We start from the raw sequence: 22,495 nt of genomic DNA on the forward strand, positions 1-22,495 counted from the left end.
AATGCAGAGGTCAAAAATACGCAAAAATGTCGACTTTAATGGCCTAAAGGTAGCTCCCGGATGACAGATAATTCTTCACATAATCGGAAACACCTTCTTCCAAAGTGCTGAAAGGACGGTTGTAACCAATGGATCGCAGCTTGCTCATATTGGCTTCTGTGAAGTACTGGTATTTGTCCCGAATATCCTCCGGTGTATCTATATACGAGATGTCCGGAGTTTTGCTCATTGCCACAAAGGTATTGGTCACGAGGTCTTTGAATGTACGTGCCTGCCCGCTTCCCAGGTTATATATTCCCGAATCTTTACGATGGTGCATAAAGAAAATGCAGACGTCTATCAGGTCTTTCACATAGATAAAATCACGCATTTGCTCTCCATCCTTGTATTCCGGATTATGCGACCGGAACAACTTCATCTTCTCTGTTTTTTTGATCTGATTGAATGCATGAAAAATGACAGAAGCCATTCTTCCCTTATGGTACTCATTTGGTCCGTAAACATTGAAAAATTTAAGCCCAACCCAGAAGAAAGGTTTCTTTTCCTGTTCCAGTGCCCAGATATCAAATTCATTCTTTGAATCTCCGTAAGGGTTCAAAGGTTTTAGTTGATTCAATGTAGATTCATTGTCGTCATAACCATTTTCCCCCAACCCGTAAGTAGCAGCCGACGAAGCATATACCAGCGGAATCTGGTAGGCGACACATTTCTCCCAGATTGATTTCGAGTAGTTTACATTCAGCTCGTCGAATATCTCTTTGTCAAATTCCGTCGTATCAGTTCGGGCGCCGATGTGGAAAATAAATTCGATATCCCGGCTGTTCGCGTCTATCCATTCAAATAACGCATCTCTCTCTACCTTCTCCTTGATGGTCTTACCTTCCAGGTTGTCAGCTTTTTCGATTTTTGAAAAATCATCTACTGCTATAATGTTCTGAAATCCGTCCTGATTGAGGCGGCTGATCAATCCGCTGCCGATAAATCCGGCCGCACCTGTTACGATAATCATGGGAAGAATATATGGTTAAAAGGATTCTTTTTACTGATACGCTTGTTGAACTGCAAAACTACGGATACAAAATGTAATTTTGCATCCGATTTCCCAAGTGCAAAGAAGTTTTATGATTTACGTAACCAGAAAAGAGCATTTCAACGCAGCTCACCGGCTTTTTAATCCGGCATGGTCAGAAGAGAAGAACCAGGAAGTTTTTGGTCCCTGTGCAAATAATAATTGGCACGGGCACAATTTTGAGCTGATTGTCACTGTAAAAGGCAAACCCGACCCCGATACCGGGTTCGTCATCGACCTAAAAGTGCTGGGGGATATTATCAGGGAAAAAATCGTAGACAAAGTAGACCATAAGAACCTGAATCTCGACGTCGATTTTATGGCAGGTAAAATGGCTTCCTGCGAGATATTCGTACTTGAAATCTGGAATATACTGGCCCCGGCCATTCAAAACGCATCCCCCAACTCGAAGCTGCACTACATAAAACTGATCGAGACCCCCAAGAACTTCGTGGAGTATTACGGAGAATAATCGTAAAGGGAATAGCTAAAAGCTAACCGCTAAAACCTGAATGAAATACTACCTCATTGCCGGCGAGCGATCGGGCGATCTGCACGGTTCCAATCTGATAAAAGGAATTAAGGCAAACGATGAAAATGCCGTTTTTCGTGGCTGGGGAGGTGATTTGATGTCGGCGGAAGGGCTGGATCTCGTTACCCATTACAAAGACACTGCTTTCATGGGTTTCCTGGAAGTGGCGATGAACATTCACAGGATTTCCGGTTTTTTGAAAAAATGCAAAGCTGATATTATCAATTACCAGCCCGACGCGCTGGTACTGATCGATTATCCCGGCTTTAATCTTCGCATTGCAGCTTTTGCTAAGAAAAAAGGAATCAAAGTCTTCTACTATATCTCGCCGAAAGTATGGGCCTGGAACCAAAAGCGAGCCTGGAAGATCAAGCAAAACGTGGATCATATGTTCGTGATCTTCCCATTCGAAGTCGATTTTTATAAAAAATTTGATTACAAAGTAGATTACGTGGGCAACCCGCTGATGGATGCGATCAGCAGCTTCAAACCCGATCCAGATTTCAGAAAAAAGAATAACCTCGACGAACATAAGCCGATCATTGCATTATTGCCCGGCAGCCGGCGGCAGGAGATTGTGAGCATGCTGGACATTATGCTCAAAGCCCAGCCGCATTTTCCGGAATATCAATTCGTAATAGCTGGTGTAAAAAACCTGTCCGAGTCGCTTTACGCCAGGGCGGATATTTCAGGGAAATCGGTGGTTGTGTATGAAAGTACTTACGATCTGCTGCATGTAGCTGCTGCTGCATTGGTTACTTCCGGCACAGCTACATTAGAAACCGCCCTTTTTCAGGTACCCGAGGTAGTGTGTTACAAAACCAGCGGCTTTTCTTACGCGATCGCGAAGAGGCTGATCAAGGTTCCCTTTATTTCCCTGGTTAACCTGATCATGGAAAAAGAAGTGGTAAGGGAGCTTATTCAGGGCGATTTGAATGAAAAGATGCTCGTAGAAGAGCTGCGGTCGATACTCCCGGGAGGGATAAAACATAAAGTCCAGCTTCAAAACTACTCGCATTTGAAAGAGCTGGTAGGAGGGCCTGGCGCTTCGGAATATGCCGGCAAGCTCATTGTTGGGTATATATAAGTGTCAGCCAAATATCTCCTCCAGATCAATTTTAAGATCCGGGAAAATCGTGGAAGTCAGGGTGTTTACAGCGGGTTTCAATCCAACGTACTGCCCTATTTCATTTAATACATAAACGAAAACGGCATTCTCCGCAGGCTCTACCAGCCAGTATTCACGCACGCCGCATTCTTCATAAAGCTCGAATTTGTTGTCCATTTCCTTTCGGGAATTGCCCGGAGAAAGGATTTCAACAATCAGGTCTGGTGCCCCGATGCAGCCGCGGTCGTCTAATTTGGACTCATCGCAAATTATACAAAGGTCGGGCTGTACGACGGTGTATATTTTCCCGTCCGAAGTATTTTTGATTTTTTTTTGGAAGGCGAACGTCGAATGGTGCAAGAAAAACCTGACAATAGTGATTTTTGAAAAATGAGCCGATTGGTAAATGAAGATGTCCAAGAATTGTTTGATGTCTTCTGTTGGGGGCGGGTGGCATTTTGAAAATCTTGCCTTTAATCAGCTCCAAACGCTCTTCAAAACGCCAGAGCAAATAGTCGCCGTAAGTGTAGGTTCCATTAAGATCCAGCTGATTGATGTCTGTGATCGTCGCTCGCATAGTATGTTGTTTCAACAAATCTAGTCAAATCCTTCAAAACCGAATTGATAACATTCACGTTTTCCTTTTCTTCTTTCTCGCCGAAGGAAAAAGGATGTTGTTCAAAATCAGGCGGTAACCCGGCGAGTTGGGGTAAAGATTCAGATCTGTGGGCATTCTTCTGCCTCCACCTCCGCGCCCTTCCGGGTCGTGTCCACCGTAGAATGTCCACTGCCCGCGGCCGAGCTCTCCGTAAATGTAGCGGTCAGATGAATTGCTGGTTCCCATGACGAGCGAGCTGGGTTTGACGGTGTATTTTGAAAATGCGGTGGTTTGTCCAAAGAATTCCCGGATCAGATTTTCGTGGTTCTGGACCAGCATGGCAGGGATCACGTCCCATTTGGCCGAGAAATCAAAAAGCGAAAAGTAGACGTCGCTTTCACCCCAGCCGCGATATCTCCCCGCTGACGAATTAATATCGGAGAAATTCATCCCCTCATATTCGTCGAGCTGTAACTTGAAGTTATAGAATGCAAAGGTCTTTTCGAAATCCAGTTTGGATTGCGCATCCGGATCGATACCGTCGCCGTCGAGGTTATCTACAATATCAATACCTTCTGCCGCCAGCGCAATATCGAAAGTTTCGGCGCCTGAGCACATTGCAAAAAGAAAGCCCCCGCCTGCACAGAATTCCTTGATTGCTTTGGCGACTGCCAGTTTCATTTGTGGCACTTTCGTATAGCCGAACCGGTTTGCAATTGCTTCCTGCGCCTTGATGTCCTCTTGCGAAGTGCGCCGCAGGTTTTTACCAAATTGTCCTGTGAAATCTTCGTGATGTAAATGCAGCCAGTCGTATTTCGGCAGCTCACCTTTCAGGATTTCTTCGTCGTAAATGATATCAAAGGGTATTTCGGCATACTTTAATACCAGAAGTACGGCGTCGGTATTTTCAAACTCGGAGGGGCTGATTTTAACAGGAGAATAGACCGCGATTTTGGCAGCCTTATGCAATTTGACCACATCCATATTTATATTCGGATTACTGATATCGCTGACCAGCTGCGCATTGGCAGCCTCCGAAATGATCTCGTAGGAAATCGCACGCAGTTTGCATTCATTCTCGATTGATTTGCTGTATTGCACCTTAAAGCTGCCGCCACGATAATTGAGCAGCCAGTCCACGTCAATATCACCTTTTAACAAAATGTAAGCGAGGCCGTAAGCTTTCAGGTGGTTGGTCTGCGACTTGTCCATCGGGATCAGCAGCTGATTGGCCAGGGAAACGTGAGTAAAAAGGACCAGAAGTAGGATATAAGTCTTTTTCAACATTGTGACAGACGTTTTGAATCCGGAACTTTAAGCAGGCAGGGAGGTAATCAAATTTAACTAATATTAGTCAGATAACGTAACTGGCTTTCAGGTTTTTAGTAGTTATTTGTATTGTATAACAGCTTTCGTAATAAAAAGAAACTGAGGTTATGTCCTCCATCCTTAAAACAATATGTCGGAAATCGAATCATTGGGTCTTGCATTGAAATCCTTCGCAGGGATCGACGAAAAGGAATTTGCATTGTCGCTGCCTTACTGGCAGAAGAGGGAATATGGCAAGGGTGAGTTTTACAATGAATACAAGAACGTTTGTAAACACCTTGGGTTTATCGTAGATGGTGTTTTCAGGACCTATTATGTGAATGATGAAACCGCCGAGGAAAAAAATGTATTCTTCTTTTCAAAGAACCAGGTAGTCGTTTCTTACAAAAGCTTTGTTACCCAGACTCCCTGCAACTATTACACGCAATCACTGGTCGATTCCAGCATTGTTTATATCCATATCAATCAGCTCACACAGCTTTATCAACAGTCTCATCAATGGGAACGTTTCGGGCGACTGGTGGCTGAGACTGCGTTTAATATCGCGATGACCAGAGCCGAGGCATTCATGTTCCTTACCCCGGAGCAGCGTTATTTAGACCTTATTTCCAGTCACCCTGATATATTTAATAGTGTTCCGCTGTACCATATTGCTTCCTACCTGGGCATTCAGGGGCCTTCTCTCAGCAGGATCCGAAAAAGAATGACAGGTAAATGACGATTTTAACCCAGGTTAAAATTATTGTCCGTCCCAGTGCTGAATTTTGTCTTGTTCAAAACATTAAGCAGTTCAAAATCAGTATAAAACGGATAGAAATCATGAAAACCAGTAGCACAAAAACAGTCGTATTCGTAACAGGCGCATTTGTTAGTAACAGTGGTTGGGACGAATGGAAAACGTATTTTGAAAGTAAAGGATATATTACCTACGCCCCAGCCTGGCCCCACAAAGATGCGCCAGCAGCGGAGCTCAGAAAAAGACAGCCAAATGACACAGATCTGGCGGCACTTACACTTTCGGAGCTGATCGATCATTATGCGGATTTTATCAAAAGCCTGCCTGAAAAACCAATTATTGTAGGGCATTCACTGGGTGGTCTGATCACGCAGGTCTTGATAAACAGGGGTTTGGGCGCCGCCGGAGTAGCAATTCATTCAGTACCTCCTCAGGGTGTTTTTCCGTACGAATTCTCGTTTTTGAGAGCAGGCTGGAAGGCATTAGGGTTATTTACTTCCCTCAAAAAAACATACTTAATGTCGCTCTCAGACTGGCAGTATGCTTTCACCAACGGAATGACCCTGGAAGAACAGAAAAAGACTTACGAAGAAAATACAATTCCTGAATCAAAAACGGTGGCCAGGGGCGGATTAAGTGCTGCGGCAAAAGTAGATTTCGCAAAACCGCACGTGCCCCTGCTGCTGACATCGGGCGATAAGGACAATATCATTCCTGCCCATCTGAACAACCGAAATTTCAAAGCTTACAAACAAAACGGCTCCGTATTGGAATACAAAGAATTTTCAGGCCGCAACCATTTTGTACTCGGGTTACCTACCTGGAAAGAAGATGCAGATTACATCCTGGAATGGCTGGATCGAAACTAGCTTACGAAGCCCGTCGCTTTATTGAAACCGGATTACGTGCCTGAAAGGTGTAAAACCGGTTATAAAAACAGTTGGAGCTTCCATTATAGGCAATGCTCCCCTCAATGCAATGTTTTTGTGCAAAGCCATTCCCGGGCCAAAAGAAATGGTGTCGTCGTTGAACTGATAGGTTCCTGTGCCTTCCTTGAGAAGCCAGGAATCTTTCGTGTTTTCAATTTTAGTTACTCCTTTCAGTTCTCCGCCCGGCCGGAATATCAGTTCAAGCGCGGCTGGCACGCGCTCGGTTCCGTTGGTGGTGATCTCTATCGCCATTCCGTCGGCCGTTTCCATAATAGTCACTTTGGTTTCCAGAAGCTGGATTTCACTTTGCGGGCGATAAGTCTTTGGCATTTTCTCCCAGTCGCCGTCGGGAGCAATGGATTCTTTCGGGTAAGGCTGGAAATAGGGGCCGTCGAGCTTTTGGATCAATTCCCACTTATCTCCATTCTGATTGATTTTTTCTGTTTGAAATTGGCCTTTTCCAAAAAAAGAAGACGCGAACCTTATCCCCTGCAATACTGCATTTCCTTTCATAAAAGTAAAAAACACGGGATTGTTCGCGATCAGCGTGCTATCACGGTTATTTCTCCTGATCCTTACCAGTCCGGAATTGGGAAATGTTTTTACATAACTCACCGGAAATGGCTTTTCGGCAGGCAGCTCAACCCAAAGCGAAGGGTCGGTCAGAAAGTAGTCGATGAAAGATCCTGTCTTAGGCCCTGCGGTTTTCTCGATCATTCTGCACATGGCAGCGTATTGCGGGTTGTTGTCTTTTATAGCGAGGTAACGGTACGGATAGTAATAGTTTTCCATGGTGCCAATGATCGCCTTGTCCTGTCTGCCGGAAGCATCTGTGACCACTTCACCATTCGGATGCACGTAGTACATCGTCATATTCAGGTTTTTGCGCACATTATCCAGCAGCTCAGGTTTTTTCATGCCCTTCGCGATGGTAATCAACAGTCTGTCGCTAAGTGATGAATAAATGAATGTGCTTTTTTCATTGAACTGACCATCTGCATCTATATCTATATGTTCGCCCAGCCATTGTTCGATGCGCGCTACATACTTTGGATTTGGCCAGAGTTCGTTTAGTTTGGTCAATGCAGCCGAAACTACCCAGCGGTGATTCGGTGTATGGATACCGCCTACGCTTAATGCATTTCCGCCACGTATCAGGAATGTCTTGAGATTATCCAGTACCTTCTCCACACCGGGAGTGCCCGAATTTTTCATCAATGCATAAGACATCGTGAGCCTTTTGACCAAAAACCCAGTGTCCGGTGTAGAGTGAAAGTTGGTGGAAAGCAGATCAATCGTTCCGTCTTCATGCTGCGTTTTAATCAGGTACAGTGCAGCCAGATTCATACTTTCCAGCAGCTCGGTCGATCTGTAGTATTTTGAAGCCGGTGAAAAAAGGCCGGAAGCGCCATATTGGATCAGGGCCGAGGTACTGTGCGGATTCAGCAGGTCAAACCCATCCCTGAGCCCGCCCAGGTCACTACTATTTTTATCTCTGACCTGATAAGCAAGCAGGGACTCAATGCTTTTATCAGTTTGCGCAACCATAGCCAGCAGCCAGGCGGGCATTTTATCGACTGTATTTTTTAATGAAATTAACGCCGGGGCGACTACCGGCATGGAACAAATAGCAAGCGCACTATTTTTGACAAACTTTCTTCTATCCATGAAAATGATTGATTCTATTCTGGATAAAAGAACATTCAGTTAAACTGCTACTATCAAAGTGTGTACAATTGTCAGCTTTTGCCGACTGTCGGAAGAAATTTCGGTGCCACCCGATGCTTCGAAACCTGTTCATAAGCATATGCGATGCCGATCAGTTCCGGTTCACCAAATGGTTTGCCAATAAATGATAAGCCGACCGGAAGATCATTCAGATTACCCATTGGAACAGTGATAGAAGGGAACCCGGAGATAGCGGCTGGTCCGTAGGAACCGTAACCTGTCCAGAAATCGCCATTAACGGGATCAATGCACCAGGCCGCACCTGTGGCAGGTCCGCAAAGCGCATCCAGCTTATTATTTTCAAACTCGCGGTCAAGCAAATCGGCGACCTTATTGATCTTTTGAAGCGCAGCCTTATACTCCTTAGTGTCGAGACCGCCCCTGGCCTGGGAATTTTCAAACAGCTCCTGTTTGAAAAAGGGCATCACTTCCGCTTCGTTTGCCTTATTAAATTCGATAAGTGCTTCCAGTGATTTGACATTTGCATTGGAAGCGGTGAGGTACTTATTGATACCGTCTTTGAATTCAAATTGCAGTAAAGCAGATTCGGCGCCGTCCACCTCCTGCGATTTCATGAAATCAATCTCCACAATAATTGCTCCCTGGCTTCGCAAATGGTCCAGCGCATTTTTTATCAAATTATCAACACCTTCGTGTCTGTCCAAGAATGATTTCTCCACACCGATCCTTTTTCCTTTTAACCCGTCAGCATTAAGAAATACGGTATAATCGGCAGGTAAGGAGTTTTCTGTCTTGTACCTTCCCGGGTCTGCCGGGTCGGTGCCTGCGAGCGTGCCAAGTAATGCAGCCGCGTCGCTTACAGTCCGGCCAAAGGGGCCGGCGGTATCCTGGGTTTTCGATATAGGAATGATGCCTGACCGGCTTACCAGCCCCACTGTCGGTTTGATTCCTACCACGCCGTTCATAGATGCGGGGCATGCAATAGAACCATTGGTTTCGGTACCTACCGCAACTGCACAAAGATTGGCAGCGACGGCCACACCTGAGCCCGAGCTTGATCCACATGGCGACCGGTCGGTAACATAAGGGTTTTTTGTTTGTCCGCCCCTGCTGCTCCACCCGCTGGATGATCGGGAAGAACGGAAGTTGGCCCATTCGCTCAAATTAGTCTTACCGAGTATAACCGCCCCGGCATCCCGCAGTCTTTTCACGATGAAGGCGTCGGCAGGGGCAATATGCCCATTCAAAGCCAGGGAGCCGGCAGTAGTCTGCATTTTGTCTGCAGTATCGATATTGTCCTTGATAAGCACCGGAATGCCGTGCATGATTCCGCGGATTTTTCCGGCTTTACGGTCGCGGTCCATAGCGTCAGCGATGGCTAGTGCGTCGGGATTCAGCTCAATGACCGCTTTCAATGCCGGGCCATTCTCATCGATGGTTTTAATCTGGTCAAGGTAGAATTGGGTCAGCTTCCGGGCAGTAAGCTTTCCCTCCTTCATGCGCTTTTGCATTTCGGCTACTGTCATTTCTTCCAGGGCCGATCGCGACTTATCCTCTTCTGTTTCCTGCTCCCTAGGGGTGCATTCTATGAAGGACATGGAAATTGCGGCTATTCCGGCTGCGGATGCCAAATTGACAAAGGTTCTCCTCTTCATGACGGGGATGCAAAATTAGTATGGATGCAATATAGAAGTTTAAGGGGCCGGACAATGCTAATCAGAGAGCCAATTCGACACGGGCGACACCGGCGTCGGCCAAACCGCATTTAAGCAAATCTTGTATTATCCTTCACGGGCATTTGTACTACATCTTGTAAAATTTATGCTACTAGTTGACGTATTTGCTCAAATTACTTATTAGAATCTTCTTAAAATATGGCAAAATCGTACCAAATATTTCGATGGCATGATTATTTAATTTAACTTTAAAAAGGAAAAATAGCAAAATAAATATTGTGAGCATGAGCATATTGTCAAACACCATATATTATTGCGGGAAGTTTTTCTTTGCAACCATTTTATTTATAGCGATGATCATTTCAACGATCATTTCCCTGCCGTTTATCGGAGCCGGGATGATAAAGGACGCAATGAGTTCACATCATCAGCATGCAGACAGAAATAGTCTATTCGACTTCCATAGCTGATTCATATACCGCAATAATAGGGAGGGGTTCGGGCCGGGAGGTTCGTACCCCTCTTTTTTTGCCTACATTTTCAGAGCAGATTTCGCTTGAAAAGATTGAAATCCCGTAATTTTCGCGTTAATTATTTACAGATCTGTGCATGAGAAACTTATTAATTACCGCTATTATACTGGTAATCAGTGTGCCTGTTCAATTATTCGGCCAGGTAAAACGGTATAGTTTTGAAAAAGGATTGATGGGCTCGCCATTCAAGCTGGTATTTTATGCTGCAAGCGATTCAATTGCTGATGAAGCAGCTAAAAAAGCATTCGGGAGGGTAGAGGAGTTGAACGAGATCATGAGCGACTACCGCGACGGGAGTGAAATTAACCGGCTATCGGCCCAGTCGGGCAGCGGCAAATGGATTCGCGTCAGCAAAGATTTATTCGATATTCTGGCGATCTCCCGCTCGGTGAGCGAAAAAACTGACGGAGTTTTTGATGTTACACTTGGGCCTGTGGTACAAATGTGGCGACATGCTACCCGGAAAAATATCTTTCCCAGCAGCGAAGAAATTGCAGCAGCAAGAAGCAAAACCGGCTTTTCGAAGATGAAACTTAACGCCAATACGAAAAGTGTCCTGCTTACGCAAAAAGGAATGCGGCTCGATATCGGTGGACTTGGAAAAGGATATGCAGCGGAAGAGGCTGTCAAAGAGTTGAAAAAGCTGGGCATTACTTCCGCAATGATGGACGCGGGTGGAAAAATTGTCCTCACCAATCCCCCGCCGGGCTCCGATGGGTGGAATATAACCATTTCAAACGGCAGCGATTCCCTTAAAACGCTCAGGCTCTCCAATATCGCGCTGGCTACTTCCGGGCCAACATACCGATACATGGAGTACGAGGGAGTAAGGTACTCACACATTGTTGATCCCAAAACCGGGATCGGACTGCTTTTCCATGTTCGTACCACCGCAATTTCCCCCGACGGTACGATTGCCGACGCGCTGGCAACAGCATTCAGTGTTGCAGGCGTCGAAAAGACAAAGAAGATCTTAAAGAACTTTCCCGGCAGCACGGTCTGGCTGGTTGAGAAAAGCGGCGACAAGCTTGCCGAATGGAATACACTCCGGCAATAATCATTTCTTGTATTTTTTTACGAATTACTACGTATGAAACGAATATTTTAAATGAATGTTTAAAATATTCGTTTCATACGCTTGTACAATTCGTTTTTACTCCTGAAATTTGAAGCACATTCTTAGAAAAACTTTGTTTTGAACCATTTACAACCTAACTGTTCTACATTTTGAAGTGCGCGAGCGAAAAAAGCGAGGATAAAATTAGAGAGGCGGCCAAGCGGGTTTTCTTAAAGAAAGGTTTTGATGGGACAACCTCCCGCGATATTGCCAAAGAGGCGGATATGAATATTGCTTTAACCAACTATTACTTCAGAAGTAAGGAAAAGTTGTTTATGGAAATATTCAATGATCTGATGGGGCTATATTTCCAGAATGTAATCGACATCCTGAACAAGCCTATCGACATCAAAACCAAAATTTCGGAGGTGGTTGAAAACAACTACCAGATGATGAAAAAGGAGCCAGACCTGATCATTTTCATTATGAACGAAATTCATAAGGAACCGGAGCGGTTACTGGTAAAAACGGCGTTGTATCATCAGCTCAAATCAACGTTATTCAACCAGCAGCTCGACGAAGGTATTAAGGCAGGGAAGCTGCGGGAAATCCGTATTGAAAGTATCCTCCCGTTAATGACCAGTTGCGTGGAATTCCTGTTTTTGGGAAAAGAAATGCATCAGAAAGTTTTTAATATGTCGGAAGACGAGTTTGAGGCCTTTGGGGAAAGTCACAAAAACCATGTGAAAGAGATGATCTGTAATTATCTGATCCGGGAAGACTAAATTTTTTGCCGGAGTGTTAAACAAATATTTAAAATGAACATTTATTTGATCTGCTGCTTACGCTTATCCTGCTAGCTCACCGCCGGTAAATTATGAGTTGGAGAGGAAACGCTCCCGGGCCATATTGATCAATGTTTAATGCAAATTTGAATTCGAGTCTAGGCATTCCGTTCAACTGGAAGATTCAGGCAATGGCATACTATTTTGCTTGAAGAGTGTTTGATCGTATACTGGTAGATTATTTTGGTTTATCAATAGATAATGAGGAGGTTATAAAATCTTGTGACGATAATCTGATATCTGTAACATCGTGAATAGGATGGAAATGTCAATTCAAAACCTACTGAGCATCAGTGATGAATATATCCGGGAGTAAAAGGCCACTGGAATTGATGAAAAATTTTAATTTGTTTTTAACGGTAAAATACAAAATGAGCAGCAAGATTTGTGAACTAGAAGGGAAGGTAAGTGGTTTAACCGTTAGCCAGGATTGTTGATATATCAATTCTCTTATTACTCAGCATCCTTTAACTATGCTAAACATGAAAAGCAAAGTCTACAACACCAATTGATTTGCCTGATTTCAATTATTCGGGCCACAGCCTGACGCCTATCGGCATCCTTTAAAAGAAGCTGTTGATTCTGACATTAATTATTTATGGGTAAAAAACTAAATAAGCGAATAGCCGAATTCAAAGACGCGGCAGCCATCAAGGCAAAAGGTCTTTATCCTTTTTTCAGACCAATCGAATCCGGACAGGATACGGAGGTTATCATCAATGGAAAAACAGTCCTGATGTTTGGTTCCAACTCTTACCTGGGGCTTACGTCGCATCCTTATATCATTGAAGCTGCCCAAAAGGCAGCTCAGAAATATGGTACCGGGTGTGCAGGTTCAAGATTTTTGAACGGGACACTGGATATTCACGAGGAACTGGAAAGAAGGCTTGCCAAATATACCGGCAAGGAAGATGCAGTACTTTTCAGTACCGGTTACCAGGCAAATCTCGGCGCATTGTCTTGTCTTACAGGGCGTAACGACTATCTGCTCCTGGATGAAAGCGATCACGCTTCGATTATAGACGGAAGCCGCCTTTCCTTTTCGAAAGTGATCAAATACGCGCATAATGATATGAAGGATTTGCGCAAGAAGCTTAGTCTGCTGCCAGACGATGCCGACAAGCTGATCGCTACCGATGGAATTTTCAGTATGGAAGGTGATATTGTGAAGCTTCCTGAATTGAATAAAATCGCCGCTGAATTCGATGCAACGGTATTGGTTGATGATGCGCACAGTTTAGGGGTGATCGGTGAAAAAGGCGCCGGTACTGCATCTTATTTCGGGCAATCTGATATCACCGACCTCGTAATGGGCACTTTCAGCAAATCTCTGGCCTCGCTGGGTGGATTTATTGCAGGCGATGCCGCAACAATTGACTATCTGAAACATCGCGCGCGCTCACTGATGTTCAGCGCAAGCATGACACCGGCTTCTGTCGGAAGCACATTAGCTGCATTGGATATCATTGAATCGGAGCCTCACCACATTGAGCGGCTTTGGGCCAATACAAGATATGCCAAAGAACTGCTGTTGTTCAACGGACTTGATCTCGGACAGACCGAGAGCCCGATCCTCCCACTGTATATCAGGGACAACGACAAGACTTTTATTATGACAAAACGATTGCAGGATGAAGGTGTCTTTGTGAATCCCGTTGTTTCACCGGGAGTGCGGCCCGAACATTCATTGATCAGGTTTTCTCTGATGGCCACGCATACTTTCAGCCAGATAGAAGAAGCAGTTGACAAAATATCACGCGTATATCGCGAAGTATGTCCGGAAGCTCTGATTGAAAGACAACGACTATGAAGCGAATCGTCTACGTAAACTCTCCTGCGGAACTTAAAAAGTTCATTGATTTTCCGCATAGCCTCTATCAAAACGACAAGAATTATGTTCCTGAGCTATTTATAGCTCAGAAAGACATGCTTACCCCCGGTAAGCACCCCTTTTACGAACATTCGCAGGTGCAGCCGATGCTGGCTTATGAAGACGACAAGATAATAGGGCGCATTGCCGCCATTTTTAATACGAACCATAATGCATTCACAGAGCGGAAAGATGGTTTTTTTGGTTTTTTCGACACAATTGAAGATCAGGAAACCGTCGACCTGCTCATCGGCGAAGCAACCAAATGGATAAAGGAAAAAGGAGCGGATACCCTCATGGGTCCTGTAAACCTTTCGACAAATGACACCTGCGGATTGCTGATCCAGGGTTTTGATCGTCCGCCGGTTGCTATGATGCCTTATAATGCACCTTATTACCAAACATTGCTGGAGTACAACGGGCTGGTAAAGAAAACGGACCTTTTTGCCTACGAAATCATTAGGGCCTCTGTTAATGAACGATCGGTAAAATTGGTTGACGCACTGGAAGGCAGGCTGGCCAGAAGCGGCGTGGTGATCCGGAAGATCGATTTGAAAAAATTCGACGACGAGGTTGCCAAGATCCGGGAAGTATATAATTCTGCGTGGGATAAAAACCTGGGTTTTGTCCCCATGACGGAAAATGAGTTCAATTACCTGGCTAAGGACCTTAAAATGATCCTGGAGGCGGAGTTTTGTTTGGTGGCTGAAAAGGATAACAAGCTGGTAGGATTCATACTGGGTATTCCGGATATCAACGAGATATTAATCAAAATAAAGAAAGGAAGACTGCTGCCAACCGGCATTTTTAAATTGCTTTTTGGCAAAAAGAATATAAAAGGCATTCGTGTCCTCACACTGGGTGTGGTAGAGGATTTTCGCAAAATGGGCATCGAAGCCTGCCTTTACGGACGAATTATTCAGAACGGAAAAGCGAGGGGAATTGTCAGGGCGGAATGCTCCTGGATGCTGGAAGATAACTATCTGATCAACCACGCCATTGAGCAGATCAACGGAAATCTGTACAAAAAATACAGGTTGTACGAAAAACCGATATGAAAGAAAAGGTATTCATAACTGGCGCAAGCGGATTTATCGGATATCATCTGGTTAAGGAGGCGCTGGGCAAAGGTATGGAAGTAGATGCCGCCGTGCGACCAACCAGTAACCTGGCGTTTTTGAAAAAACTCATCCATGAACCAGGGACCGGCCAATCAGCTGCGCTGAAAATTGTGAATGCAGATTTCGGTTCCCGTGAAAGTTTGAAAAACTTGCTGGAAGCCGGCCACTATACATACATTATTCATGCGGCAGGAGTAACAAAGGAAAAAACGGCAGCAGCTTATAATCTGGTTAATGCCGAGTATTCCCTCAACCTGGCGCAGGCTGCGATGTCAGCGGATATTCCGTTAAAAAGATTTGTTTTTCTGAGCAGTCTGGCCGCAATAGGGCCAATCAGCTACTCGGAACAGCAACCGATTACGGAAACTACGCTGCCCGGGCCAGTTACTGAATATGGTAAAAGCAAGCTGCTGGCAGAACAATATCTGGAAAAGGTCAGCGGATTGCCCTTAACTATTATAAGACCCACGGCGGTTTACGGACCGGGCGAAAAGGATCTGTTTGTTTTATTCAAAACCCTGGCAGGCGGCCTGGATGCTTACATTGGCGACAAACCGCAGCGACTGAGTTTTGTGTATGTAAAAGACCTGGTAGCCGCTACCCTGGCCGCACTCACTGAAAATAAGAAAGACGTAACAGTGTACAACATTTCAGATGGAAATGCTTACGACCGTTACGCATTGGCTGACAGGTTCAAAGAGATCAGCGGGAAAAACGTTTTTCGGACGCATCTGCCCATTATTCTGGTAAAATGGCTGGCAGGTTTACTGGACATCATTTATTCCTTTTCCTCCAAAACACCTGTCTTAAACAGAGAGAAGCTAAAAGAGCTTACGGCTTCTAACTGGAACTGTAGTATAGACGCAGCCAGGAACAATCTGGACTACCAGCCGCAATATGACCTGCGACAAGGACTTGCGGAAACATTAAGCTGGTACAAAGAGAATAAGTGGCTTTAATTATTGCACCTGATTTGATCTGGTATCGAATCTAATAATCGCAACTACGGCCTCTGGCATCGGTAGTCGGGCGGTTGTGAACGGGTAGCTCATGCATTAGGATCATCAAAAATGAAAACGATAATTAAGTCGGTATGGTTAAAAATTGCTCTGGTGGCCTGTATGGTACAGGTTATTTCAGGAGCGGCCATAGCGCAAAATACGACAACGATTAAAGGTACCGTTACCGACGCAAAAACAGGAGAAACCCTCCCGTTTGTGTCTATTTTGATCCCCGGAACCACCATGGGGACTGCTTCCGATGCAGATGGCCGCTACGCACTGACTTTGCGTGAAGATCATGCAAAGATCCGGTTTACTTATGTAGGTTATCTGAGTGTTGACAAACCGATTACCGCCGGTATTTCGCAGGTCATCGATATTAAAATGTCGGTGGATGCATCGATGCTCAAAGAGGTAACTGTGAAAGGAAGAGGACGTTACCGTAACAAGGACAACCCGGCTGTGCAGCTGATCCGCGAGGTAATTGCGCATAAGGATGAAAACAAAATGGCTGGTAATGACTACGTGGAGTACGAGCAGTACGAAAAGATTTCGCTTGCGCTGAGTAACCTTTCTGACGATTTTAAAGATAAAAGGATCTTCAAGAACTACCAGTTTTTGTTCAAACAGCAGGATTCAGCGTCTATGGGCGGCAAGAATATGTTGCCGGCCTATATTCAGGAAAAGCTTTCCCAGGTGTATTTCCGTAAAAACCCGCATACTAAAAAGCAGCTGGTGCTCGCTAACCGTCGTGCGGAGTTTGATTCTAAATTCATTGATAATGAGGGGTTAAGTTCCTATTTCAACAGGTTGTACGAGGATATTAATATCTACGATAACGATATTTCCATTGCGACCAACCTATTGCTGAGCCCGATCGCAAACACGGCACCTACATTCTATAAATTCTTTATCAGGGATACCATTAAAACCAATGAACCCTGGCTGATCGAAGTAGGTTTTGTGCCGAGAAATAAAACCGATATGCTTTTCGAGGGTAAACTTTACGTGACTCTCGACGGGAAATATGGCGTGCAGAATGCATATCTGACTGTCAATAAAAGTATTAACCTCAATTTCATGCGCGACCTAGAGGCGAGCCTTGAATTTGAGAAAAGCGCCGACGGCCGATATCATCCCTCCAAAACTACCCTGGCGATGGAATTTGCACTGGGTGAAAAAAGCGCCGGATTATATGGTCAGCGGGTTGTAAACTTTAAGAACTACACCATTAACGAGAGCCGGGCGGACAGTATCTACAAAGGCCCGAATGAAGAAATAGCCTACAACCCGGATGTAAAAATAGGGGAGTCCTTTTGGGGAAGTGCCCGGCATATTCCGCTTGAATCGATAGAACTGGACATTTACAAGAATATAGATACCCTGCAAACGATCCCTTCGTTCCGGCGTACCATGGACATTGCGACGCTATTCCTGGCTGGTTACAAATCGTTTGGGAAAGTGGAGATCGGGCCGTTCAATACCTTTTACAGTTTCAATCCCGTGGAAGGTTTCAGGCTGCGGTTTGGTGGAAGAACGACACAGGAACTGAGCAAGCGCGTGTATTTCGAAACTTATGCGGCCTATGGTTTCAAGGACGAAAAATGGAAATATTTCGTAGCAGGTACCTATTCGATCAATAACAAATCGGTATATCATTTTCCGCTGAACTATATCCGCGCGAGTTACCAGCGCGATACCAAGATCCCGGGACAGGAATTGCAGTTTGTGCAGGAAGATAACCTGCTGCTTTCCTTCAAGCGGGGCGACAATAACCGGTGGTTATACAATGATATTTACAAACTCGAATATGTGAGGGAATTTGAGAACCACTTCTCTTATAAAATCGGCTTTAATCAATGGAGCCAGCGCGCGGCGGGAATTCTGAAATACCAGAGTCTCGACAGCGACGGAGCATTGAGCGACCAGGGTGTGCTGAACAATACCGAGGCGAATCTTGAACTGCGCTATGCGCCGCATGAGCAGTTTTACCAGGGGAAATTGTATCGCACGCCGATCATTAATCGCTACCCGGTATTTACTGTTCGCTATAATGCAGGTATCAAAGGCGTTTTCGCCGGACAAAACCGTTATCACAACCTTTCCGGAAATGTGGCTAAAAGGTTTTACCTGTCACAGTTTGGTTACGCCGATATAACGGCGGAAGGTGGTTATATTTTTGGTAAAAATGTGCTGTTCCCGCTGCTGACCATTCACCGCGCGAACCAATCCTACGCTTACCAGCTGAATTCATTCAACCTCATGAACTTCCTGGAATTTGTGAGTGATCATTACGCCAGTCTGGACGTACAGTATTATCTCAATGGATTTGTATTCAACAAAATACCCTTGCTTAAAAAGCTAAAACTGCGTGAGGTAGTGAGTTTTAAAGGCTTAATGGGAGGTTTGAGGGATGAAAACAATCCGGCATTGCATCCGTCGCTCTACCGGTTCCCGACCGACGAGCAGGGCAAATCGATCAGCTATACTTTATCCCGCGCACCTTATATCGAAGGCAGCATCGGGGTTGCGAATATATTCAAGCTATTGCGCGTGGACCTGGTGAAAAGGTTTACTTATCTCGACAACCCAACCGTTTCCGAGTGGGGGGTGAGAGCGCGGTTCAAACTTGATTTTTAAAATAGAAAGTAAACGACACCAATTATGAAATATGCGATCATAGCAGCAGGAGAGGGTTCGCGCCTGGCAAAGGAGGGCTTTCAGCTTCCTAAGCCGATGGTTACCCTGTGCGGGGAAATGATGATCGACAGGCTGATAGGCATTTTTATGCGAAACAGGGCAGAGCGGATATTGATCATAATCAATGAAAATTCCCCCGAGCTTGAAGCACATTTGACTGAGCTAAGCAAGACTTTGCCACTTGATATGCTGATTAAATCAACCCCCAGCTCGCTGCACAGCGCATTTGAACTTTTAAATCAATATCCTGAAACAGAGGCAGTTTGTCTTACTACCACGGATACGGTTTTTAAAGAAGAAGAATTCGGTGCGTTCATTGATGCATTTGAAAACAATAGGGAGCTGGAAGGACAAATGGCGGTTACCGCATTCGTCGATGATGAAAGCCCGCTGTTTGTAAGTGCCGACACAAACGGAAAAATTACGGCATTTACGGATTCAAGAGAGCCGGCAACCGCATTCGTTTCAGGAGGTATTTATTGTTTGCGTAAAAAAGCGATTGATACGCTGGGTAAGTCCGTCAAAAGCGGGACTTCGCGGATGCGGAATTTTCAGCGCGAGCTGCTTTCAGAAGGTATTGAATTACAGGCTTATCCATTTTCTAAAATTGTAGACGTGGACCATATCAGCGATATACAAACTGCTGAACTGTTTTTAAATCAGGAAAATCTGGTTTAAAAACGCATTACAAACTGACACCAATTATTTAAAGACCGGGGCGTTTTCCGGCAGCGTATGAATGAAATTGAAATACTCGGCGTACACCGTAACAAAAAATTTTCACCGAATCACATTGGCAACGACGACGCGATTTTTTCGCTGACGGCCAAAGCACTTGAAAAATTGGGCTGCCGCGTCACGATCTGTTGTGAAGATGATTTTTTGGCGATGCAGGAAGTGCGACAGTCAAAAATCTTTACAATGGCAAGGCAAAAAGAAGTGGTGGCGAAATTGCAAAAGCTCGAAAAGGAGGGAATTCAGGTCGTTAACTCGGCATTTGGAATAGAAAAATGCTTTCGCACCAACCTGACCAATGCATTGAACGAAAACAATATCCCCGTCGCGGAAAGTTACATTGTCCCGACCGGTTATCAGGAAGAAACAGTTTTTGACAACATTAAAGGCAAAGGTTACTGGATCAAGCGGGGTGATTTTCACGCGATCCACAAAGAGGACGTTTCATTTGCCGCGTCGCGGGAAGAAGCCAAGGAGATTTTGCGCGAATATGCATTGCGCGATATTCCCGATGCAGTGATTTCCGAGCATTTGGTGGGCGATTTGGTGAAATTTTACGGCGTGCGCGGCACGGACTTTTTCTTTTGGTTTTATCCTTACGACAACAATCACCATAAATACACCCAATATCAGGAAGTCAACGGCAGCTCGGCTTACTATGCTTTCGATGCCGGAAATTTGCAGCAAGTAGCAACCGACGCGGCCCTGGCAGTCGGGATCGATATTTATGGCGGGGATGCCATTGTAGGCAAAGACGGGCAGTTCCGCATTATCGACCTGAACGACTGGCCCAGCTTTGCACCCTGCCGCGACCAGGCAGCCGGACATATTGCAAACAGGATATTCGAAGTATTTACAAACCATAATTAATGGCAACCACCACTACCGAAAAATCTGAAATAAAAGAGGAAACCAGCAATTCTGCTTTTCAAAACTCACTGAAATCACGGGATACCGAGGAGCAGCTGGACATTTGGTTTTACCGGCCGATTGGTTATCAGATCGCATTGTTTTGTGCCAAAGTGGGCATCCGTCCCAACCCGGTCACAATCGTCAGTATTTTCTTCGGCGTCGCTGCTGGTATCCTTTTCTATTACCAGGAGCTGTGGATCAATGTGATAGGAATGCTTTTACTGGTTTTTGCTAATTCTCTCGATAGCGCCGACGGTCAGCTGGCCAGGATGACAAACGATAAGAGCCGGCTGGGAAGGATCTTAGACGGAGCAGCGGGCGATTTCTGGTTTATTGCAATTCACGTCGCATTGTGCCTTCGTGGTATTGATGAAGGCTGGTCGGGCTGGATCTGGGTTTGGGGAAGTTTGGCTGGCGCCTCGCACGTGGTACAGTCGGCGATGGCGGACTATTACCGGAATGTGCATTTGTTTTTTATCAAAGGAACCTCGGGTAGTGAGCTGGATAACAGCCGCGAGTTGCAAGCCGAATACGACAGACTTACCTGGACTTCGAATTTTGGGATGAAATTCGTGGCGCGGTTTTACCTGAATTATACCAAAATGCAGGAGCAGTTTTCGCCCAATCTGCAAAAGTTGCTCTGGCTGGTGAGGGACCGGTTTAAAAATGGTCTGCCTGAAAACCTGGTAACCGATTTCAGGGCGAAGAACAGGCCTTTGATGAAGTATACCAATATCGTTCAGTTCAACACACGCGTATTGTTCCTGTTTCTGTGGCTCTTTATCGACCAGTCGTGGATTTATTTCTTCTTCGATATGTTCGTTCTGAACCCGATCCTGATTTATATGATTGTAAACCAGGAGAAAGTGAGCAAATATTTTTACGAAAAGCTTACGAACGGAAAAAATAATGAATACCAAAATATATAAGGCACTTTTCCTGGCAATCGGCGTCATTTCTCTTGGCTATATGATCTATGGCACCGGAGTTGGCGTGATCTGGGAAAATATCCGGCTGACCGGCGTCTGGTTTATACCAGTGATAGGTAGCTGGCTGCTGATCTATATTTTGAATGCATTTGCGTTCCGGGCGATCATCCGCGAGCCCCGGCTGCCCGAAAGCAACCTGTCATTCTGGTCAGTTTTAAGACTTACTATTTCGGGCTATGCGATCAATTACATTACACCATTCGTCGCATTAGGCGGGGAACCTTACCGGATCCTCGAACTGAAACCGGCGCTGGGGATGAAAAAAGCGACTTCTTCCGTGCTGCTTTACAGCATGATGCACATGTTTTCGCACGTGCTTTTCTGGCTGGCGAGCATTGTGCTGATCGTGGCCGTCGTTCCGTTGAGTGATGTAATGCTTGCGGGCTGCGGGATTTTGCTGGTGGTCGGTTTGATATTGGGATACTGGTTTATCAATGTATATAAAAAGGGTTTTCTGGTCAGTACGTTCCGGGTACTTGAAAAGCTGCCTTTTGTAGGAAATAAGGCGCGTGAATTTGCGCTTAAAAATGCTGAAAACCTGTATGAGGTCGACGATCAGATCAGGATATTATATGCGCAGAGGCGCGGCGTTTTTTACGCTTCGCTGGTTTACGAATTCATAGCACGGGTAATAGGCTGTCTCGAAATCTACTTTACCGCCCACGCGATCGGCATGGAAATGACACTTTCGCAATCGCTGATCGTCAGCTCGGGTTCATCCCTTTTTGCCAACCTGATATTTTTCTTCCCGATGCAGCTTGGCACGCGTGAAGGCGGGTTAATTCTCGCATTACGCAGTATAGGTCTTTCTGCCACGCCCGGACTTTTCATCGGTATCGTCATGCGGATCAGGGAGATCGTCTGGATTGTGATCGGGCTGGCATTGGTGAGCGGAAAAAAAGAGATGAAGGAGGAATTGGTGGAAAGTGTTAAGCTGTGAGCTGTTGGCTATTAGCTGTTAGCCTTTTTTGGTGTAGGCTTTCTCGGTATATCGGATTTTGTAATGAAATAGAATTAAGACAGCTGGGCAAATAGACTAAGGCGCAAACGATATGGCACAAGGCCT

At 45.3% G+C, this 22,495-nt stretch carries 20 protein-coding genes; 14 read left to right on the plus strand and 6 right to left on the minus strand.

Annotation, left to right across the window (positions count from 1 at the left end):
- Positions 1-43: 43 nt before the first annotated feature.
- Complete coding sequence (gene rfaD / locus FXO21_RS17235; protein WP_149641238.1) at positions 44-1,009, minus strand: ADP-glyceromanno-heptose 6-epimerase; 966 nt, start codon at positions 1,007-1,009, stop codon at positions 44-46.
- Positions 1,010-1,121: 112 nt separating this feature from the next.
- Between rfaD and FXO21_RS17240 the strand changes: the two genes are divergently transcribed.
- Together FXO21_RS17240 and lpxB are read left to right on the plus strand one after the other, a co-directional pair.
- The gene (locus FXO21_RS17240; protein ID WP_149641239.1) at positions 1,122-1,541 is read left to right on the plus strand and encodes a 6-pyruvoyl trahydropterin synthase family protein; all 420 of its coding nucleotides are present in this window, start codon (positions 1,122-1,124) and stop codon (positions 1,539-1,541) included.
- Positions 1,542-1,581: 40 nt separating this feature from the next.
- On the plus strand, positions 1,582-2,688 hold the full coding sequence (gene lpxB, locus FXO21_RS17245) for a lipid-A-disaccharide synthase (protein ID WP_149641240.1): 1,107 nt from the start codon (positions 1,582-1,584) through the stop codon (positions 2,686-2,688).
- 3 nt (positions 2,689-2,691) lie between these two features.
- Here lpxB and FXO21_RS29140 read toward each other — a convergent pair whose 3' ends face one another.
- From FXO21_RS29140 to FXO21_RS17255, 3 genes are read right to left on the minus strand one after another with little or no spacing between them, the layout of a single operon-like run.
- Positions 2,692-3,069 carry a Uma2 family endonuclease gene (locus FXO21_RS29140; RefSeq protein ID WP_310586912.1) on the minus strand — a complete coding sequence of 126 codons (378 nt, stop codon included), beginning with the start codon at positions 3,067-3,069 and terminating at the stop codon, positions 2,692-2,694.
- Positions 2,969-3,286 (minus strand): Uma2 family endonuclease, encoded by a 318-nt coding sequence (locus FXO21_RS29145; RefSeq protein ID WP_310586913.1) that lies wholly within the window; start codon positions 3,284-3,286, stop codon positions 2,969-2,971. Before FXO21_RS29145 ends, FXO21_RS29140 begins: the two co-directional genes overlap by 101 nt.
- A gap of 54 nt (positions 3,287-3,340) precedes the next feature.
- On the minus strand, positions 3,341-4,594 hold the full coding sequence (locus FXO21_RS17255; RefSeq protein ID WP_149641241.1) for an asparagine synthetase B: 1,254 nt from the start codon (positions 4,592-4,594) through the stop codon (positions 3,341-3,343).
- Between the two features lie 172 nt (positions 4,595-4,766).
- Between FXO21_RS17255 and FXO21_RS17260 the strand changes: the two genes are divergently transcribed.
- A complete protein-coding gene (locus FXO21_RS17260) occupies positions 4,767-5,354 on the plus strand; it encodes a Crp/Fnr family transcriptional regulator (RefSeq protein ID WP_149641242.1) in 588 nt (195 codons plus the stop codon).
- A 101-nt stretch (positions 5,355-5,455) separates the two neighbouring features.
- On the plus strand, positions 5,456-6,241 hold the full coding sequence (locus FXO21_RS17265) for an alpha/beta hydrolase (protein ID WP_149641243.1): 786 nt from the start codon (positions 5,456-5,458) through the stop codon (positions 6,239-6,241).
- A gap of 18 nt (positions 6,242-6,259) precedes the next feature.
- On the opposite strand, the gene FXO21_RS17270 is transcribed toward FXO21_RS17265, so the two are convergent.
- A complete protein-coding gene (locus tag FXO21_RS17270; RefSeq protein WP_149641244.1) occupies positions 6,260-7,969 on the minus strand; it encodes a hypothetical protein in 1,710 nt (569 codons plus the stop codon).
- Between the two features lie 71 nt (positions 7,970-8,040).
- Positions 8,041-9,645: an amidase gene (locus FXO21_RS17275; RefSeq protein WP_149641245.1), complete on the minus strand. Its 1,605-nt coding sequence runs from the start codon at positions 9,643-9,645 to the stop codon at positions 8,041-8,043.
- Between the two features lie 630 nt (positions 9,646-10,275).
- Between FXO21_RS17275 and FXO21_RS17280 the strand changes: the two genes are divergently transcribed.
- The 10 genes from FXO21_RS17280 to FXO21_RS17325 all read left to right on the plus strand — a co-directional run bounded on the left by FXO21_RS17280 (position 10,276) and on the right by FXO21_RS17325 (position 22,369).
- A complete protein-coding gene (locus tag FXO21_RS17280) occupies positions 10,276-11,256 on the plus strand; it encodes an FAD:protein FMN transferase (RefSeq protein WP_149641246.1) in 981 nt (326 codons plus the stop codon).
- Positions 11,257-11,426: 170 nt separating this feature from the next.
- Positions 11,427-12,041: a TetR/AcrR family transcriptional regulator gene (locus tag FXO21_RS17285; protein WP_149641247.1), complete on the plus strand. Its 615-nt coding sequence runs from the start codon at positions 11,427-11,429 to the stop codon at positions 12,039-12,041.
- Positions 12,042-12,699: 658 nt separating this feature from the next.
- Positions 12,700-13,911, plus strand: a complete 1,212-nt coding sequence (gene spt / locus FXO21_RS17290) for a serine palmitoyltransferase (protein WP_149641248.1) — start codon at positions 12,700-12,702, stop codon at positions 13,909-13,911.
- On the plus strand, positions 13,908-15,029 hold the full coding sequence (locus FXO21_RS17295; RefSeq protein WP_149641249.1) for a hypothetical protein: 1,122 nt from the start codon (positions 13,908-13,910) through the stop codon (positions 15,027-15,029). The genes spt and FXO21_RS17295 overlap by 4 nt, the downstream gene beginning before the upstream one ends.
- Positions 15,026-16,051, plus strand: coding sequence for an NAD-dependent epimerase/dehydratase family protein (locus tag FXO21_RS17300; RefSeq protein WP_149641250.1), 1,026 nt, complete (start codon positions 15,026-15,028; stop codon positions 16,049-16,051). The genes FXO21_RS17295 and FXO21_RS17300 overlap by 4 nt, the downstream gene beginning before the upstream one ends.
- Positions 16,052-16,162: 111 nt before the next feature.
- Positions 16,163-18,733 carry a DUF5686 and carboxypeptidase-like regulatory domain-containing protein gene (locus FXO21_RS17305; RefSeq protein WP_149641251.1) on the plus strand — a complete coding sequence of 857 codons (2,571 nt, stop codon included), beginning with the start codon at positions 16,163-16,165 and terminating at the stop codon, positions 18,731-18,733.
- 24 nt (positions 18,734-18,757) lie between these two features.
- On the plus strand, positions 18,758-19,471 hold the full coding sequence (locus tag FXO21_RS17310; protein WP_149641252.1) for a nucleotidyltransferase family protein: 714 nt from the start codon (positions 18,758-18,760) through the stop codon (positions 19,469-19,471).
- A 57-nt stretch (positions 19,472-19,528) separates the two neighbouring features.
- Positions 19,529-20,398, plus strand: a complete 870-nt coding sequence (locus tag FXO21_RS17315; RefSeq protein WP_149641253.1) for a hypothetical protein — start codon at positions 19,529-19,531, stop codon at positions 20,396-20,398.
- Positions 20,398-21,369 (plus strand): CDP-alcohol phosphatidyltransferase family protein, encoded by a 972-nt coding sequence (locus FXO21_RS17320; RefSeq protein WP_149641254.1) that lies wholly within the window; start codon positions 20,398-20,400, stop codon positions 21,367-21,369. Before FXO21_RS17315 ends, FXO21_RS17320 begins: the two co-directional genes overlap by 1 nt.
- A complete protein-coding gene (locus FXO21_RS17325) occupies positions 21,350-22,369 on the plus strand; it encodes a lysylphosphatidylglycerol synthase transmembrane domain-containing protein (RefSeq protein WP_149641255.1) in 1,020 nt (339 codons plus the stop codon). The genes FXO21_RS17320 and FXO21_RS17325 overlap by 20 nt, the downstream gene beginning before the upstream one ends.
- Positions 22,370-22,495: the final 126 nt, after the last annotated feature.

The organism is Dyadobacter sp. UC 10 (assembly GCF_008369915.1).
Taxonomy (GTDB): Bacteria; Bacteroidota; Bacteroidia; order Cytophagales; family Spirosomataceae; genus Dyadobacter.